The following is a 17,120-nucleotide window of genomic DNA, read 5'->3' on the forward strand; positions in this document are numbered from 1 at the left end:
CCGAACCGGCCAGTGACGGAGACCTTCGGTCGTTCTCGGGGGCAAGGTCACCCAAAGGGCGTGTCCCGGACCCGGTTCCCGCCCCTTTCCGACCTACGTTGGTCAGGTGGAGCAGCACAGGACAAGTCAGCCGCAAGGCCGCCGAAGGCCGCAGACCCCCACCACGCCGCCGGTCGCACCGCCCGGCGCTCTCGTGGAGGGCGCGGCCGTCTACCGCGTGACCGGCAGAGCCGGCCGCGCGCCCGGCCGCGCCCGGGTGGAGCGGGCCCCGGTCGCCGGCGGGCCGGTCCGTGCGCCCGGGCGGCCCGCCGGGCGCCGGCCCGTGCCGCCGGTCGTCCTCGCCCTGCGCCGGCTCCCCTCGCCCCGCCTCACCGGGCTCGGCGCCGGGCTCTTCGCCTCCGCCGTCATGCTGGCCCTCGGTCTCCTCGACCAGCTGCTCCTGGACGGCTCCCCCGCCGTCTACGGGCTGCTGTTCCTGCCGGTCAGCGCCCTGACCGCGCTCTGGGTCCGGACCGCCGACCTGGTCACCGCCCCGATCGGCGTCCCCATCGCCTTCGCCGTCGGGGTCGTCCCCATCGCGGGCGGCACGGGCGGCCTCGGCGGCCAGGCCATGGCCGTCGTGACCGCCCTCGCCGTGCACGCCGGCTGGCTCTACGGCGGCACCCTCGTCGCCGGTCTCATCGCGAGCGTCCGCAAGGTGCGGGACATGGGGCGGCGCCATCAGCGGGCTGCGGCCGCCGCCGCTGCTGCCGCTGCTGCTGCGGGACGGCGGCCGGCGGCCTGAGCCGGCCGGTGGCCTGAGCCGGATCCGGGCGGATCCGAGGTCCCGATGCCGGTCCGGGCGGATCCGGGGTCCCGATGCCGGTCGGGGCGGATCCGGGGTCTCGGACGCCGGACCCCCATCCGGCCCCGGTCCCCCGGCCCCGCCCCTCAGACCAGCCTCGCCGCCGTCCCCGCCGCCATTCCCGCCCCCACGATCCCCGCGTCGTTCTGCAGCTCCGCCGGGACGATCTTCGCGCGGACGCCCTCGATCAGCGGCAGGAACTTGTCCGCCTTGCGGCTCACGCCGCCGCCGATGATGAACAGCTCGGGCGAGAAGAGCATCTCGACGTGCGCGAGGTACTTGCGCAGGCGCTTGGTCGCCCAGTGCTCCCAGGTGAGGCCCTCGTCCTCCTTGGCCCTGGTCGAGGCCCGGGTCTCCGCGTCGTGGCCCTTGAGCTCCAGGTGGCCCAGCTCGGTGTTGGGGACGAGCCGGCCGTCGACGAAGACGGCGGAGCCGATGCCCGTGCCGAGGGTGAGTAGGATCACCGTCCCCTTGCGGCCCCGGCCCGCGCCGAAGGTCATCTCCGCGACCCCGGCCGCGTCCGCGTCGTTCAGGACGGTCACCGGGAGCCCGCCGAGGCGGTCGCTGATCAGGGTGCCCGCGTCGACGCCGATCCAGGACTTGTCGACGTTGGCGGCCGTACGGACGGTGGAGCCGGTCACGACGCCAGGGAAGGTCACCCCCACCGGTCCCGTCCAGCCGAAGTGCGTCACGACCTCCGCGACGCAGCCCGCCACACCGTCGGGTGTGGCGGGCTGCGGGGTCAGTACCTTGTGGCGCTCCTCGGCGAGCGCTCCGCGTCCCAGGTCCACGGGGGCGCCCTTGATGCCCGAGCCGCCGATGTCCACTCCGAAGACGTTCATGGACCCATACGTTACGGGCAGGAGCCCTGCGTCACTCGTTTTCGAGCAGGGCCGCCGCCTCGGCCCGCAGGTCCTTGTTGCGGAGCTCCTTGGGCAGCGAGAAGGTCAGGGACTCGTCCGCCGTCTTGACGATCTCCACGTCCGCGTAGCCGCGCTCGGCGAGCCACTCCAGGACCTCCTGCACCAGGACGTCCGGGACGGAGGCGCCGGAGGAGAGGCCGACGCTGGTCACGCCCTCCAGCCAGGCCTCGTCGATCTCGCTGGCGAAGTCGACCAGGTACGCGGCGGGGACGCCGGCCTGCTTGGCGACCTCGACCATGCGGATCGAGTTGGAGGAGTTCTTCGAGCCGACGACGATCACCAGCTCGGCCTGGCCGGCGAGCTCCTTGATGGCGGTCTGGCGGTTCTGCGTGGCGTAGCAGATGTCGTCGGACGGCGGGGAGATCAGCTGCGGGAACTTCTCCTTCAGCGCGTCGACCGTCTCCATCGTCTCGTCGACCGAGAGCGTGGTCTGGGAGAGCCAGACGACCCGGGAGGGGTCGCGGACCTCGACCTTGGCCACGTCCTCGGGGCCGTCGACCAGCTGGATGTGGTCGGGCGCCTCGCCGGAGGTGCCGATGACCTCCTCGTGGCCCTCGTGGCCGATGAGGAGGATGTCGAAGTCCTCCTTGGCGAAGCGGACGGCTTCCTTGTGGACCTTGGTGACCAGCGGGCAGGTGGCGTCGATGGTCGCGAGCCGGCCCACGCGGGCCTCCTCGTGGACGGTGGGGGCGACGCCGTGCGCGGAGAACATCACGATGTTGCCCGGCGGCACCTCGGTCGCCTGGTCGACGAAGATCGCGCCCTTCCGCTCCAGCGTCTGGACCACGTACTTGTTGTGGACGATCTCGTGCCGGACGTAGATCGGGGCCCCGTACTGCTCCAGGGCCTTCTCGACGGCGATCACGGCACGGTCCACGCCCGCGCAGTAGCCACGGGGAGCGGCGAGCAGGACACGCTTCGGGCGGTTCGTCGCGGAGGCGGAATCGGGCGTCGGCGCGGGCGTTGCAGTCATGCGTCCCATCGTAAGGCCGCGTCGGTGAGCGGTTGGAGCGGCGCCGTGGCCGAGACTGGCGCCATGGCTCAGGAGACGCAGGCGGCGGACCACGAGGGACTCCGTCGGAATCTGGGGTTCCGCGACCTTGTCGTGTACGGGCTGCTGTTCATCGCCCCCATGGCGCCGGTCGGCGTCTTCGGGACGCTCGACGCCAAGTCGCACGGGGCCGTCGCACTGGTGTACGTCGTGGCGACCGTCGCCATGGCGTTCACGGCGTACAGCTACGCCCAGATGGTGCGGGTCGCGCCGCAGGCCGGCTCCGTCTTCACGTACGCGCGCAAGGGCCTCGGGGAGGGGCCGGGGTTCATCGCCGGGTGGATGGCGATGCTCGACTACCTGCTGATCCCGGCCGTCGCCTACCTCTTCGCCGGCATCGCGATGGAGGCGCTGGTCCCGGAGGTGGACCGGTGGGTGTGGACCGGGATCGCCGTGGTGGTCACCACGTTGCTGAACCTGTGGGGCGTGCGGGCGGCGGCCCGGGTCGGCTTCGCGGTGCTCGCGATGGAGATCGTCGTCCTGCTGGTCTTCGTCGTGTCGGCGGTGGTGGTGCTCGTACGGGACGGGGCGCTGCGCGACGGGTGGTCGCCGCTCACCGGCGACACCTCGTTCTCGCTCGCCGCGGTGGTGGGCGCGGTCTCGGTGGCCGTCCTGTCGTACCTGGGCTTCGACGCGATCGCCTCCTTCGCGGAGGAGGTCACGGGAGGCTCCCGGAAGGTGGCGCGGGCGGTGCTGTTCTGTCTGGCCCTCGCGGGCGTCCTGTTCGTGGCCCAGACCTGGCTGGTGGCGCTCCTCGAACCGGTCTCCTCGGCCGAGCTCGCCGCCGACCCGGCCAAGCAGGGCTCGGCCTTCTACGACGCCGTGGACGCCTCGGTCGGCGGCTGGCTGCACGACCTGGTGGCCGTGTCGAAGGCGATCGGCGCGGCCTTCGCGGCGCTCGCGGGGCAGGCGGCGGGCGGCAGGCTGCTGTTCGCGATGGGCCGCGACCGGCGCCTTCCGCACCTGCTGGCCCGCACCGACGGCGGCGTCCCCCGGGTGGCGCTGCTGGTGGCCGCGACCGTGACGATGATCGCGGCGGTGTGGGCGGCGCGCCGGGACGACGGCCTCGACCACCTGGTCTCGGTGGTCGACGTCGGCGCGCTGACCGCCTTCGTCCTGCTGCACGCGAGCGTGGTGGGCTGGTTCGCCGTACGGCGGGCGGAGGGGCCGCCGCACTGGTTCAAGCACATCGTGATGCCGGTGGTCGGCGCGGCGATCCTGATCGCGGTGATCGTCGAGGCCTCGGCCGCCGCGCAGGTGGTGGGGGTGGTGTGGCTGGGGGTGGGCCTCGTCGTCCTCGCCGTCCAGGGCGCGACGAGGACGTCCACGCGCGCGTAGACGCGGTGCCCCGGGCGCTCGTGGGCCGCGTCCACGCGCGCGTGGGCCTTTCCCGCCGTCCGCAGCCTTCCGCGCACGCGCGCGTGTCGCCGCTTCCACACACGGGCGTGATGCCTCCTTCCACGCTCGCGCGTGACGCCCTCGTTCCACGCGCGCGCATGACCCCGCCCGGAGCTCTCCGGCGGGCCGGGCGGCCGCCGCGCGCCCCTGACGTTGTCGTACCGCGCGGTTACGCTCGGTCCATGGCTCTGACTACGTCCGCCGAAGCACCGCTTCCCGTCGGTGAGGTCTCCCGGCTCATCGGGGGGTGGATCGACCGGCTCGGGGTGATCTGGGTCGAGGGGCAGATCACGCAGCTGTCGCGGCGCCCCGGCGCCGGGGTCGTCTTCCTGACGCTGCGGGATCCCTCGCACGACATCTCCATCGGCGTCACCTGCTACCGCAAGGTCTTCGACGCGGTCGCGGACGTCGTCTCGGAGGGCGCCCGGGTCGTCGTGCACGCCAAGCCCGAGTGGTACGCGCCGCGCGGACAGCTGTCGCTGCGGGCGGTGGAGATCAAGCCGGTCGGGATCGGCGAGCTGCTCGCCCGGCTCGAACAGCTGAAGCGGAGCCTGGCCTCGGAGGGGCTGTTCGCCCTCGACCGGAAGAAGCCGCTGCCGTTCCTGCCGCACCTCGTGGGCCTGGTCTGCGGCCGGGCGTCGGCGGCCGAGCGGGACGTCCTGGAGAACGCGCGCCGCCGCTGGCCGGCCGTCCGCTTCGAGGTGCGGAACGTCGCGGTGCAGGGCGTGAAGGCGGTCCCGCAGGTCGTCCGGGCGGTCGAGGAACTGGACGCGCACGAGGACGTGGACGTGATCATCGTGGCCCGGGGCGGCGGCAGCGTCGAGGACCTGCTGCCGTTCTCGGACGAGCAGCTGATCCGCACGGTGGCCGGCTGCCGTACGCCGGTGGTGTCCGCGATCGGGCACGAGCCGGACTCCCCGCTGCTGGACCTGGTGGCCGACCTGCGCGCCTCGACGCCGACGGACGCGGCCAAGAAGGTCGTCCCGGACGTCGGCGAGGAGCTGGACCGGGTGCGCGGGCTGCGGGACCGGGCGCTGCGGACCGTGCGGGGCCTCCTGGACCGGGAGGAGCGCGGCCTGGCGCACGCGCTCGCGCGGCCCGTCATGGAGCATCCGCAGCGCATGGTGGAGGTCCGCGAGGACGAGGTGGCGGCGCTCCTGGCCCGGAGCAGGCGGGTCCTCGGGCACCTGCTCGACCGGGCGGACTCGGAGCTCTCGCACACGCGGGCGCGGGTCCGGGCGCTGTCGCCCGCCGCGACGATGGAGCGGGGGTACGCGGTGCTCCAGCGGGCGGACGGGGCGGTGGTCCGCTCCCCCGGGGAGGTCGCGGAGGGCGAGGAGCTGCGGGCCCGGGTCGCCGAGGGCGAGTTCACGGTGCGCCGCGCGCCCGACCCGGCCTGACCGGAAGACCCTGAGCGGAAACCGCGGAGGACGCGGAAGACACGGGCGGCCGAACACACGGCAGTCGAGAGAGAACGACCGGACACGGCGGATGGAGCGCTTCATGGCAGCGGGTACGAGCACGGACGCGGGCACGGAAGAGGCGGCCCTCGGGTACGAGGAGGCGCGGGACGAGCTGATCGAGGTCGTCCGGCGCCTGGAGGCGGGCGGGACGTCCCTGGAGGAGTCCCTCGCCCTCTGGGAGCGGGGCGAGGAGCTGGCGAAGGTGTGCCGGCGCCGTCTGGAGGGGGCGCGGGCCCGGCTCGACGCCTCACTGGCGGCGGAGCGCGCGGCCGAGGCGGACGAGGAGGAAGAAGACGAGTAGGGGCGGACGGAGGGGGCGGGCGGGGCCCGGCGTGTAGACTCCGAGTGAAACGGATCACTATCCGGATAGGTTAGTTGAATTTTCATCAACCTTGGGCGTACTGTCGAGACATCGCTTGAATCTTCTACGAGCGAACCCCCCTTGCAGTCCGGAAGGTACGCAGCATGTCTCTCGCCCTCGACGCCGTCGCCCAGGACCTCCTCTTCCGTGAGGCCCGTACCGCCAACACGTTCACCGACGAGCCGGTGACCGACGAGCAGATCCAGGCGATCTACGACCTGGTGAAGTACGGCCCGACCGCCTTCAACCAGACCCCGCTGCGCATCACCCTGGTCCGCTCCCCCGAGGCCCGCGAGCGCCTGGTGAAGCACATGGCCGAGGGCAACCAGGCCAAGACCGCCGCCGCCCCGCTGGTCGCGATCCTCTCGGCCGACAACGAGTTCCACGAGGACCTGCCGGCCCTGCTCCCGCACTTCCCGCAGGCCAAGGACATGTTCTTCTCCGAGCGCCCGGTCCGCGAGGGCTCCGCGCTGCTGAACGCCGCCCTCCAGGCCGCGTACTTCATCGTCGGCGTCCGCGCCGCCGGCCTGGCCGCCGGCCCGATGACCGGCCTGGACTTCGCCGGCGTCCAGAAGGAGTTCCTGGACGACGACCACACCCCGCTGATGGTCGTCAACATCGGCAAGCCGGGCGAGGACGCCTGGTTCCCGCGCTCCCCGCGCCTCTCCTACGACGAGGTCGTCACCACCGTCTGAGTGGTACGCGAGAAGGGCCCCGCACTCCACGAGTGCGGGGCCCTTCCCGTTCGGTCGAGCCCGTCTCAGGCCTTCCGCGCCTGGAGCGAGCCGGCCATCTCGGCCAGCCGCTCGAAGGAGGCCGTCCCGGTCACCACGGTCGTCGCGCCGTTCTCCGTACGGACCAGCGCGTCGTACCTGGGGCCCTCCCAGCGCTGCCAGACCCGCCCGGCGACCGTCTGGGTCTTCCCGGTGTTCTTCGCCTTCAGGGTCACCTCGGGCACGAACTTCCCCGGCTCCGCCGTCGACTGGTTGACCGCCACGTACTGGGTGTCCGGGGAGAGGAAACCGAGCTGCCAGGCGTCGCCCTTCTCCCGCTTGTACGAGACGACCGTCGCCTTCCATCCCTCGCCCAGGCCCTCGGGGGACAGCACCGGATACGGCGCCGCCCGCTGAGCCGTGAGGAGCTCGACCCGGTAGTCCTTCGCCTTGACCGGTTCGGCGCTCTCGTCGTGCGGGATGAAGAGATACATCACGCCCGCGGCGACCATGATCACCGCGAGGGACTGGAACATCCCGCGTACCGTCTGCCTGCCTCGCATACCTGCCACGTCCCATATGGTCGCATCAAGGGTTCTCGCTCATACGTGGGGCCCTCTGCTCAATTTGTCGACCTGACGATAGAGTCGCAGCACCCTCTTTATTTCCGGCCGTCGCCGTACAGAAAGGTGCGCTCCGATGACCGAGCACCACTTGCCGCCCGAGCTCGAGGTCTCGCCCGAGGCCCCCGACCGCAACCTCGCCCTGGAACTCGTCCGGGTGACCGAGGCCGCCGCCATGGCCGCGGGCCGCTGGGTCGGCCGCGGCGACAAGATCGGCGCGGACGGCGCCGCGGTCAACGCGATGCGGACCCTGATCTCCACCGTCTCGATGAACGGCGTGGTCGTCATCGGCGAGGGCGAGAAGGACGAAGCCCCCATGCTCTTCAACGGCGAGCGGGTCGGCGACGGCACCGGCGCCGAGGTCGACATCGCGGTCGACCCGATCGACGGCACCACGCTCAACGCGAAGGGCATGCCGAACGCGATCGCCGTCCTCGCCGCCGCCGACCGGGGCAGCATGTTCGACCCGTCCGCGGTCTTCTACATGGACAAGCTGGTCACCGGCCCGGAGGCCGCCGACTTCGTCGACATCAACGCCCCCGTCTCGGTCAACATCCGCCGGGTCGCCAAGGCCAAGGGCATGACCGCCGAGGACGTCACCGTGGTCATCCTGGACCGGCCCCGCCACGAGGGCATCGTCAAGGAGATCCGCGAGACCGGCGCCCGGATCAAGTTCATCTCCGACGGCGACGTGGCCGGCTCCATCATGGCCGCCCGCGAGGGCACCGGCGTCGACCTGCTCATGGGCATCGGCGGCACCCCCGAGGGCATCATCTCGGCCTGCGCCATAAAGTGCCTGGGCGGTGTGATCCAGGGCAAGCTGTGGCCGAAGGACGAGGCCGAGCGTCAGAAGGCGCTCGACGCGGGCCACGACCTCGACCGGGTGCTCGGCACCAACGACCTGGTCGCCGGCGACAACGTCTTCTTCGTCGCCACCGGCATCACCGACGGCGAGCTGCTGCGCGGCGTGCGCTACCGCTCCGAGACGGCGACCACGCAGTCGCTGGTCATGCGCTCGAAGTCCGGCACGATCCGCCAGATCGACTCGACGCACCGGCTCTCGAAGCTGCGCGCGTACAGCGCGATCGACTTCGACCGCGCGAAGTAGCCGACCGGCCGGAATCCGGCCGTACGAAGAGGGGCGCCCCCATGTGCGGTGGGGGCGCCCCTTCTCGTACGGACCCTGGGGGCGGGTCTCCGCGGTCCCGTGACGGACCGGGCGCGGGTCCTCGCGGTCCCGTCAGCCCGCCTGGGCGATCCGCTCGGTCGCGGCCGCCTTCCGCAGCTCCACCTCGCGCCGCCGGCGCCGGGCGAGGACGACACGGCGCTCCGCCGCCGTGAGCCCGCCCCACACCCCGTACGGCTCGGGCTGGAGCAGCGCGTGCTCCCGGCACTCGACCATCACGGGACAGCGCGCGCAGACCCGCTTGGCCGCCTCCTCGCGGGCGAGCCGCGCGGCGGTCGGCTCCTTGGACGGAGCGAAGAAGAGCCCGGCCTCGTCCCGGCGGCACACCGCCTCCGCGTGCCATGGACCGGCCTCGCCCTCCCGGGCAGGGGCACGCTGAGGGGGCACGGCGGCGACCTGGAGGGGCTGATGCGGCAGTTGCAGCACGGTCTACTCCTGACGACGGCTTCGCGAGCGAGCGGCGATGCACCAGCCCTACCCGCTGTGCGCGTGCCTATGCACTGCGTGCCCCGCCGTTCCGCACTGCGGATACCCGGGGGCGAATTCCGGTCACCTTCCGGTCGCCGCCGGACGGCTCCGGCGTCAGTGTCCGAGGTGCTTGCGGAACTTGCCCTGGAGGTCGGTGATCCACTTGCCGCGCTTGGGCTTGGCCTCGACGTTCCCGAAGACCGAGTAGCCGTTGACGACGACGACCGGTGCCTGCGGGTCGGCCCCTTCCAGGGTCACGACCTCGAAGTTGCCGAAGATGCCGCTGCCGTTGCCGCGCAGGCTGATGTTCTCCGGGACCCGGACCTCGACGTTCCCGAAGATCGAGGTGGCGTTGATGGTGGTCAGCCGCTGGGCGAAGATCGCCTCGGTCAGGTCCACCTCGATGTTCCCGAAGAGCGCGAAGGCGTTCGTCCGGCGGCTCACCCGCCAGCGGCCCTTGCGGGTCGTGCTGGAGAAGATCGCCACGAGGTTGTCCGCGGGGCCCTCCGAGTCGTCGGGGCCGTAGGCGAAGGCCGGTTCGGCGTCCCGGGCGGTGCGGGCGCTCGGCAGGTCGCGGACGATCGGCTCCAACTCGCCGACGGTCTTGGCCCGGTAGACCGCCTCGATCCGGTCCGAGTGCTCCTCGGCGTCGAGCCGTCCCTCGGCCAGGGCGTCCCGCAGGATGTCCGCGATCCGGTCCCGGTCCGCGTCCGACGCCCGCAGCGAGCCCTGCGGATCGGCGAAGGCGGGGGCGTGCTCGACGGGGGCGGCCGGCCGCTGCGGCTGCGGCTGCTTCTCGGGTTCGGGCTGCTTTTCGAGGTCCACGGAGTCAGCGTAGCGACACGCGATAGATCGCGACCAGAGGGAACACCCCGGGCTCGCCCCCGAACGCCCCGGCCGCGTCCCCTAGGGGACGCGGCGGGGACCCGACCGGGGCGCGGCGGGGATCCGGCGGAAGGCGCGGCGGGGATCCGACGGGGGCGCGGCGGGCATCCGGCGGAAGGCGCGGCCGGGATCCGGCGGAAGGCGCCCCCGCGACCCGGCAGGAGACGCCGTCCGGAACCGAACACGCCATTCCGGCGCGTTCTCCGCACCTAGTGAGCCTTACCTCACAGGATCCGGGCCGCCCCCGCGTCTTACGCTGGAGGGCGCGCCGCCAACGGAGGCGGCGCTGCTGTCTGCCGAGTGAGGAATGGCCGCCGTCATGCCTGAGTTTGCGTACTCCGATCTGCTCCCCCTGGGAGAGGACACCACGCCCTACCGCCTGGTGACCTCCGAAGGTGTCTCCACCTTCGAGGCCGACGGGCGTACGTTCCTCAAGGTCGAGCCGGAGGCGCTGCGCAAGCTGGCCGCCGAGGCCATCCACGACATCCAGCACTTCCTGCGCCCGGCCCACCTGGCCCAGCTGCGCCGGATCATCGACGACCCGGAGGCGTCGAGCAACGACAAGTTCGTCGCGCTCGACCTCCTGAAGAACGCGAACATCGCCGCCGCGGGCGTGCTTCCCATGTGCCAGGACACCGGCACCGCGATCGTCATGGGCAAGCGCGGCCAGAACGTGCTGACCTCCGGCCGTGACGAGGAGGCCCTGTCCAAGGGCATCTACGACGCCTACACCAAGCTGAACCTGCGCTACTCGCAGATGGCGCCGGTCACCATGTGGGAGGAGAAGAACACCGGCTCGAACCTGCCCGCGCAGATCGAGCTGTACGCGACCGACGGCGGCGCGTACAAGTTCCTCTTCATGGCCAAGGGCGGCGGCTCGGCCAACAAGTCCTTCCTCTACCAGGAGACCAAGGCGGTCCTGAACGAGGCCTCCATGATGAAGTTCCTGGAGGAGAAGATCCGCTCGCTCGGCACGGCCGCCTGCCCGCCGTACCACCTGGCGATCGTCGTCGGCGGCACGAGCGCCGAGTTCGCGCTCAAGACCGCGAAGTACGCCTCCGCGCACTACCTGGACGAGCTGCCCACCGAGGGCTCGGCCGAGACCGGCCACGGCTTCCGGGACAAGGAGCTGGAGGAGAAGGTCTTCGAGCTGACGCAGAAGATCGGCATCGGCGCGCAGTTCGGCGGCAAGTACTTCTGCCACGACGTCCGCGTCGTCCGTCTCCCCCGCCACGGCGCCTCGCTGCCCGTCGCGATCGCCGTCTCCTGCTCGGCCGACCGCCAGGCCGTCGCGAAGATCACCGCCGAGGGCGTCTTCCTGGAGCAGCTGGAGACCGACCCGGCGCGCTTCCTGCCGGAGACGACCGACGAGCACCTCGCCACGGACGAGGACGTCGTCAAGATCGACCTCAACCAGCCGATGGACGAGATCCTCGCCGAGCTGACCAAGTACCCGGTCAAGACCCGGCTGTCCCTCAGCGGGCCGCTGGTCGTGGCGCGCGACATCGCGCACGCCAAGATCAAGGAGCGGCTCGACGCGGGCGAGGAGATGCCGCAGTACCTGAAGGACCACCCGGTCTACTACGCGGGCCCGGCGAAGACCCCCGAGGGCTACGCCTCCGGCTCCTTCGGCCCGACGACGGCCGGCCGCATGGACTCGTACGTGGAGCAGTTCCAGGCGGCGGGCGGCTCGAAGGTCATGCTGGCCAAGGGCAACCGGTCCAAGCAGGTCACGGACGCGTGCGGCGCGCACGGCGGCTTCTACCTGGGCTCGATCGGCGGCCCGGCGGCCCGGCTGGCGCAGGACTGCATCAAGAAGGTCGAGGTCGTCGAGTACGAGGAGCTCGGCATGGAGGCGGTCTGGGAGATCGAGGTCGAGGACTTCCCGGCGTTCATCGTCGTCGACGACAAGGGCAACGACTTCTTCCAGAACCCGGCGCCCGAGCCGACGTTCACGCACATCCCGGTGCGCGGCCCCGGCCTCGGCTGACCCTCATGGCCCCGGAACCCCTCGGTCCGTCCTCGGACCGGGGGGTTCCGCCGCTCCCGGTGTCGATCTTCGCTCAGAAAGTCGCTACCGACCGGTAGTCCTCCCGTCGCCTACTGGTCAGTATGGGGCGCGAGCATGTCAACCACTGAGCCGGTCGACCCCCTCGGGAGCCCCCCATGCCCTCCGCCAAAGCCACCGCCACGGCCACCACGGCCCTCGGTCTGACGGCCCTCCTCGTCCTCGGCCCGGCGCCCGCCGCCTCCGCCGCCGACCCGGACAGCCACGTCACGTCGGCCGCGGCCCTCGCGGATGTCGACTACACGACCTGGCGCCGTGACGTGGCGGCCGTCGTCGCCGAGGCGCGCCCGTACGTCGAGGCGCGTTCCGGGAACGCCGGCCGCGAGAAGCAGGCCATCGTCCTCGACATCGACAACAGCTCCCTGGAGACGGACTTCCACCCCTTCTGGGAGCTGCCGACCCCGGCCATCGCGGACGTGCGCGCGCTCGTCCGCGACGCCCACGCGCGCGGGGTGGCCGTCTTCTTCGTCACCGCCCGGCCCGGGATCATCTACTCCCTGACCGACTGGAACCTGAAGAAGGCCGGCTACCCGGTCGACGGGCTGTACGTGCGCTCGCTCCCCGACCTGTTCGGCGAGGTCAGCGCGTACAAGACCGAGAAGCGCGCCGAGATCGAGGCCAAGGGCTACACGATCATCGCGAACATCGGCAACAACACGTCCGACCTCGTCGGCGGGCACGCCGAGCGCACCTTCAAGCTCCCGGACTACGGCGGCAAGCTGTCGTAACGGGCTCAGCGCGTGTTGATGTGGAACTCCATCCGGTCGTAGTCCCCGTCCGGGGTCGAGCGGATGTATCCGCGCGCGTCCTTGAAGTCGCCGGTGCCGCCGGTGACGGCGAGGTCGAAGGCGGACGGAGAATCGTTCGAGGTGTCGAAGGTGGTGAGGGCCTGGGCGGTGAGCTGTCCGCCGGGTCCGCCGTTCAGGACGATGGTGCCGACGCAGTTCATGTCGACCTGATCGCCGGAGACGCGCACCACGGCGCAGCTGACGCCGTCGCGGCCGACCTTGTCGCCGCCCTTGGTCCGGAAGAGGTCGTCGGCGAAGACGGGGGTGTCCCCGACCTTGGGCGGCGGGTTGCTCTCGCTCGTCGCGGGGGGCGGGATCTGCTTGGCGTAGAGCGTGAACTCGAAGCCGTCTCCGTCGTCGGCGGAGACGGGGGCGGGGGCGGCGGCGAAGGCGGCCGCCGCGACCGTGCAGGCGCAGAGCGCGCCGATCCTCCTGGAGCTGCGGGTCATGTCCTGCCTCCCGTGGGGTGGGGTCCCCCCTCGGCATGCTTCACATTGTCCGATGACCATTCGGGATTCGCCCGTCCGGCGCAATCCGGGCCGTCCGGTCGGGGATCATGGCGCCATGCCAGAGAAAGCACGACCGATGCGTACGGCCGTCTCCGCCGCCCTGGTGGCGGCGGGACTACTGCTCACCGCCTGCGGGACGACCCCGAAGCCCGACGCCGAGGCCGCCCCGGCGGAGACCGCCGCCAGGCCCACCGCTCCCGCGGTCAAGGCCGCCGCCACGCTCGGCGGTCCCGGGACGGCCTGCGCGCTGCCCGTCTCCTTCGCCCTCGCGGAGGGCTGGAAGCCGGAGGCGATCAAGGACGCCGAGAACCCGGACCTCGCGGAGCTCACCCGGCAGGGCCCGGCCGTCATGCGCTGCGAGGTCGACGCCAAGCCCGCCGGGAACATCGGCTACCTGCGGGTGTGGACGGTCGCGAAGGGCCCCGCCCGGACCGCTCTCGAAGGCTTCGTGAAGGCGGCGGACAAGCCCTCCGCCGTCGTCTACCGGGAGACGCGGGCGGGCGCGCTGGCCGCCACCGAGGTCACGTACACGTCGCGCAGCGCGCTCACGGACGAGGACAAGGAGCAGCGGGCCTTCGCCGTCACCACTCCGAAGGGCGCGGTCGTCATCGTCCACCTCGGCGGTATGGACACCGAGGAGCACCGGGCGATGCTCCCGGCCTACGAGCTGGCGAAGGGCACCGCGAAGGCGCTCTGAGCACGACCGCGGCCCCCCGTCCCGCACCGGACGGGGGGCCGCGGCGTTCCCGGGGCGAGCCCCTACGCGAACTTCTGGTTCGCGGAGCCGTCGCAGTTCTGGAGCCGGACCGGCTCCTTCGCCGCGCTCTGGGTGAGGCAGAGGCCGGTCGCGGCCGCGGGGCGGACGGTGGCGCCGTCGCGGACGAACTTCTGGTTGGCGGCGCCGCTGCAGTTCCAGACGATGAGCGCCTTGCCGGTCTGGTAGACGGCGCCCGGCACGTCCAGGCAGCGGTCCTGGGTGAGCTGGGTGTGGACGGTCCCCCGGGCGGAGTCGTACCACCAGCCCTGGTTGCGGCCGCCGTGGCAGTCCCAGCCGAGGACGGCGGTCCCGTTGGCCGACTCGGACGCGTTCACGTCCAGGCAGTTGCCGGTCGCCTGGTTCTTCAGCGGCTTGTACGCGTCGTCCCAGGCGAGCGGGAAGAGCGTCGGGGTGCCGGAGGAGTTGACGTCGGCGCAGCTCGCCTCGCGCAGGCCCGAGTTGTAGATCTGGGTCAGGCAGGAGGCGAAGGCGCCGTGGCCGCTCCTGTTGGGGTGGAAGGACTGGCGGACGGAGTTCTCGTCGAGGCCGCCGGGCTTGGAGAGGTCGATGTAGAGGCCCCGGGCCCAGGTGTCCTCCATGCAGACCTCGTGGCCGTTGAAGAGGCGCGAGTTGTCGAGGTAGACCGCCCCGGTGTCGGCGGCGACCGTGCGCATGCCGCGCTCGAAGGCCGGGACGGCGGCGTTGCGGCCCCACTTGGTGTCGGAGTCGTAGCCCATGCCGCCGCAGGCGAGCTTCCCGGAGAAGTTCGGGTTGTCGTAGAAGTCGGGGCCGATGGGGCTGGGGTAGCCCATGACGACGAGCTTGTAGTCGCCGTCGGCGTATCCGGCGTCGCGCATGACCGTCCTCAGGTCGCGGACGGTCTGCTCGACCTTGGGGACGAGTCCGTCGACGCGGGCCTGCCAGCCGGGGGCGTACTTGGGCTCGCAGGTGCCCTGGCTGAGCACGTAGCGCTGGACGCAGTCGGTCATGACGGGTCCGAACTGCAGGTCGTCGTTGGCGCCGGCGACGAGCAGGACCATCTTGATCCGGGTGTTGCGGGCCTTGACGGCGAGGTTGTCGCTCTGGACGAGCTCGTCGGCGTACTGCTTGGAGCCGCCGATCCGGATGTTCCCGGTGTACGCGCCGGAGCAGGCCACGTTGAAGGTGAGGTCCGCGGGGATCCCGGTGCGGTGGATGGCGGCGTCCGGGGAGCGGTGGCACCAGTTGGTGGGCCCGTTGGTGGGGGACTCGTACGAGCCGACGCCCTCGCCGGAGATCTCGCTGTCGCCGAGCGAGATCAGGCCGGTCCTGCGCTGGGCGAACGGCCGTTCCTCGGGGCTTCCGTAGATCTTGGTGGCCTCGGCCGCCCGGATCGCCTCCAGCTCGGGAGAGAGCGGTACGGAGGTGATTCCGGCCGCGGTGCTCGTGTCGGCCGCGCCGGCGGGGGCGGCGGCGGTCATGCTGCCGAGGGCCGCCGCCGCGGCGGCGACGGCCGCGACGGACCAGCGGAGTCTGGACCTGGTGCGCTTCACTGCGCCTCCTGGAAGTGGGGTTACCCACGGTTTTTACTGGCCGGTACGCGCCTTGGGAATACATCGAACAAGACAAGTGCTCATCTTTTGTTGGAGGTTGAGAAACATGAACGACACGGACGGGTACCGCATCGAGCACGACTCCATGGGCGAGGTGCGGGTCCCCGCGCACGCCAAGTGGCGGGCCCAGACCCAGCGGGCGGTGGAGAACTTCCCGATCTCGGGCCAGCGCCTGGAGCGCGCCCACATCGAGGCCCTGGCCCGGATCAAGGCCGCCGCCGCCAAGGTCAACGCCGAGCTCGGGGTGGTCGAGAAGGACCGCGCCGACGCGATCGTCTCGGCCGCGGAGGAGGTCGCCGAGGGCCGCTGGGACGAGCACTTCCCCGTGGACGTCTTCCAGACCGGCTCGGGCACCTCGTCCAACATGAACACCAACGAGGTGATCGCCACCCTCGCCACCGAGCGGCTCCCCGAGGGACGCGAGGTCCACCCCAACGACCACGTCAACGCCTCGCAGTCCTCGAACGACGTCTTCCCCTCCTCCATCCACATCGCGGCCACCGCCGCCGTCACCCGCGACCTGATCCCCGCCCTCGACCACCTGGCCGCCTCCCTGGAGCGAAAATCGGCCGAATTCGCGTCGGTGGTGAAGTCCGGCCGCACGCATCTGATGGACGCCACCCCGGTCACCCTGGGCCAGGAGTTCGGCGGCTACGCGGCCCAGGTCAGGTACGGCGTCGAGCGGTTGCGCGCCTCGCTCCCCCGGCTCGCCGAACTCCCCCTCGGCGGTACGGCGGTGGGCACCGGCATCAACACCCCGGCCGGCTTCTCCGCGGCCGTCATCGCGGAGGTCGCCCGCGCGACCGGGCTGCCGCTGACGGAGGCCCGCGACCACTTCGAGGCCCAGGGCGCCCGCGACGGCCTGGTGGAGACGTCCGGGCAGCTCCGGACCATCGCCGTCTCCCTCACCAAGATCGCCAACGACCTGCGCTGGATGGCCAGCGGGCCGCGCACCGGCCTCGCCGAGATCAACCTCCCCGACCTCCAGCCCGGCTCCTCGATCATGCCGGGCAAGGTGAACCCGGTGATCCCCGAGGCCGTCCTGATGGTCGCCGCGCAGGTGACCGGAAACGACACCACGGTCGCGGTCGCGGGGGCGGCCGGGAACTTCGAGCTCAACGTAATGCTCCCGGTGATGGCCAAGAACCTGCTGGAATCCGTACGACTCCTGGCCAACGCCTCCCGGCTCCTCGCCGACCGCACGGTCGACGGCGCCACCGCCAACGCCGAGCGCGCCCGCGAGTACGCCGAGTCCTCGCCCTCCGTGGTCACCCCGCTGAACAAGTACATCGGCTACGAGGAGGCCGCCAAGGTCGCGAAGAAGTCGCTCGCCGAGCGGAAGACCATCCGCGAGGTGGTGCTGGAGTCCGGCTACGTCGAGCGGGGCGACCTCACCGTCGAGCAGCTGGACGAGGCACTGGACGTGCTGCGGATGACCCGTCCGTGACCCGCGGCGCGGAGGAGCCGTCCGTGACCCGCGGCGCGGAGGAG

Annotated in this window: 17 protein-coding genes; 10 read left to right on the forward strand and 7 right to left on the reverse strand. The window is 71.7% G+C overall.

Annotated features, from left to right (window positions below; translation table 11 throughout):
* Positions 1 to 106: 106 nt before the first annotated feature.
* Complete coding sequence (locus ACIGW4_RS10135; RefSeq protein WP_398707250.1) at positions 107 to 784, forward strand: DUF6542 domain-containing protein; 678 nt, start codon at positions 107 to 109, stop codon at positions 782 to 784.
* Between the two features lie 146 nt (positions 785 to 930).
* On the opposite strand, the gene ppgK is transcribed toward ACIGW4_RS10135, so the two are convergent.
* Complete coding sequence (gene ppgK, locus ACIGW4_RS10140) at positions 931 to 1,686, reverse strand: polyphosphate--glucose phosphotransferase (RefSeq protein ID WP_359588862.1); 756 nt, start codon at positions 1,684 to 1,686, stop codon at positions 931 to 933.
* Between the two features lie 31 nt (positions 1,687 to 1,717).
* On the reverse strand, positions 1,718 to 2,749 hold the full coding sequence (locus ACIGW4_RS10145; RefSeq protein ID WP_359588863.1) for a 4-hydroxy-3-methylbut-2-enyl diphosphate reductase: 1,032 nt from the start codon (positions 2,747 to 2,749) through the stop codon (positions 1,718 to 1,720).
* Between the two features lie 54 nt (positions 2,750 to 2,803).
* On the opposite strand from ACIGW4_RS10145, the gene ACIGW4_RS10150 reads away from it, so the two are divergent.
* From ACIGW4_RS10150 to ACIGW4_RS10165, 4 genes are all read left to right on the forward strand, one after another.
* On the forward strand, positions 2,804 to 4,156 hold the full coding sequence (locus tag ACIGW4_RS10150) for an APC family permease (protein ID WP_123455219.1): 1,353 nt from the start codon (positions 2,804 to 2,806) through the stop codon (positions 4,154 to 4,156).
* A 242-nt stretch (positions 4,157 to 4,398) separates the two neighbouring features.
* Positions 4,399 to 5,616 carry an exodeoxyribonuclease VII large subunit gene (gene xseA, locus ACIGW4_RS10155; protein WP_359588864.1) on the forward strand — a complete coding sequence of 406 codons (1,218 nt, stop codon included), beginning with the start codon at positions 4,399 to 4,401 and terminating at the stop codon, positions 5,614 to 5,616.
* 103 nt (positions 5,617 to 5,719) lie between these two features.
* Positions 5,720 to 5,980 (forward strand): exodeoxyribonuclease VII small subunit, encoded by a 261-nt coding sequence (locus tag ACIGW4_RS10160; protein ID WP_399579657.1) that lies wholly within the window; start codon positions 5,720 to 5,722, stop codon positions 5,978 to 5,980.
* A 164-nt stretch (positions 5,981 to 6,144) separates the two neighbouring features.
* The gene (locus ACIGW4_RS10165) at positions 6,145 to 6,735 is read left to right on the forward strand and encodes a malonic semialdehyde reductase (protein ID WP_359588865.1); all 591 of its coding nucleotides are present in this window, start codon (positions 6,145 to 6,147) and stop codon (positions 6,733 to 6,735) included.
* Positions 6,736 to 6,800: 65 nt separating this feature from the next.
* Here ACIGW4_RS10165 and ACIGW4_RS10170 read toward each other — a convergent pair whose 3' ends face one another.
* Entirely contained in the window at positions 6,801 to 7,325 is a 525-nt protein-coding gene (locus tag ACIGW4_RS10170; RefSeq protein WP_123455216.1) for a DUF4245 domain-containing protein, read from the reverse strand.
* Positions 7,326 to 7,452: 127 nt separating this feature from the next.
* Between ACIGW4_RS10170 and glpX the strand changes: the two genes are divergently transcribed.
* Positions 7,453 to 8,484, forward strand: coding sequence for a class II fructose-bisphosphatase (glpX, locus tag ACIGW4_RS10175; protein WP_359588867.1), 1,032 nt, complete (start codon positions 7,453 to 7,455; stop codon positions 8,482 to 8,484).
* A gap of 132 nt (positions 8,485 to 8,616) precedes the next feature.
* Here the strand turns inward: glpX and ACIGW4_RS10180 are convergent, their stop codons facing one another.
* Together ACIGW4_RS10180 and ACIGW4_RS10185 are read right to left on the reverse strand one after the other, a co-directional pair.
* On the reverse strand, positions 8,617 to 8,988 hold the full coding sequence (locus ACIGW4_RS10180; RefSeq protein ID WP_399579659.1) for a WhiB family transcriptional regulator: 372 nt from the start codon (positions 8,986 to 8,988) through the stop codon (positions 8,617 to 8,619).
* A 156-nt stretch (positions 8,989 to 9,144) separates the two neighbouring features.
* A complete protein-coding gene (locus ACIGW4_RS10185; protein ID WP_123455214.1) occupies positions 9,145 to 9,855 on the reverse strand; it encodes a DUF1707 domain-containing protein in 711 nt (236 codons plus the stop codon).
* Between the two features lie 379 nt (positions 9,856 to 10,234).
* Here ACIGW4_RS10185 and ACIGW4_RS10190 point away from each other — a divergent pair, with 379 nt between their 5' ends.
* Positions 10,235 to 11,905 carry a fumarate hydratase gene (locus tag ACIGW4_RS10190; protein ID WP_399579661.1) on the forward strand — a complete coding sequence of 557 codons (1,671 nt, stop codon included), beginning with the start codon at positions 10,235 to 10,237 and terminating at the stop codon, positions 11,903 to 11,905.
* A gap of 176 nt (positions 11,906 to 12,081) precedes the next feature.
* Positions 12,082 to 12,711, forward strand: a complete 630-nt coding sequence (locus ACIGW4_RS10195; protein WP_359588870.1) for an HAD family acid phosphatase — start codon at positions 12,082 to 12,084, stop codon at positions 12,709 to 12,711.
* Positions 12,712 to 12,716: 5 nt separating this feature from the next.
* Here the strand turns inward: ACIGW4_RS10195 and ACIGW4_RS10200 are convergent, their stop codons facing one another.
* Positions 12,717 to 13,220, reverse strand: coding sequence for a dirigent protein (locus ACIGW4_RS10200; protein WP_123455212.1), 504 nt, complete (start codon positions 13,218 to 13,220; stop codon positions 12,717 to 12,719).
* A 115-nt stretch (positions 13,221 to 13,335) separates the two neighbouring features.
* On the opposite strand from ACIGW4_RS10200, the gene ACIGW4_RS10205 reads away from it, so the two are divergent.
* Entirely contained in the window at positions 13,336 to 13,977 is a 642-nt protein-coding gene (locus tag ACIGW4_RS10205) for a lipoprotein (RefSeq protein ID WP_399579665.1), read from the forward strand.
* 62 nt (positions 13,978 to 14,039) lie between these two features.
* Here the strand turns inward: ACIGW4_RS10205 and ACIGW4_RS10210 are convergent, their stop codons facing one another.
* Positions 14,040 to 15,569 (reverse strand): ricin-type beta-trefoil lectin domain protein, encoded by a 1,530-nt coding sequence (locus tag ACIGW4_RS10210; RefSeq protein WP_399579668.1) that lies wholly within the window; start codon positions 15,567 to 15,569, stop codon positions 14,040 to 14,042.
* A gap of 106 nt (positions 15,570 to 15,675) precedes the next feature.
* Between ACIGW4_RS10210 and ACIGW4_RS10215 the strand changes: the two genes are divergently transcribed.
* Positions 15,676 to 17,076 (forward strand): class II fumarate hydratase, encoded by a 1,401-nt coding sequence (locus ACIGW4_RS10215; protein WP_399579670.1) that lies wholly within the window; start codon positions 15,676 to 15,678, stop codon positions 17,074 to 17,076.
* Positions 17,077 to 17,120 lie beyond the last annotated feature (44 nt).

The sequence above is a fragment of the Streptomyces sp. NPDC053513 genome, from assembly GCF_044544765.1.
In the GTDB taxonomy this organism is placed as follows: Bacteria; Actinomycetota; Actinomycetes; order Streptomycetales; family Streptomycetaceae; genus Streptomyces; species Streptomyces litmocidini.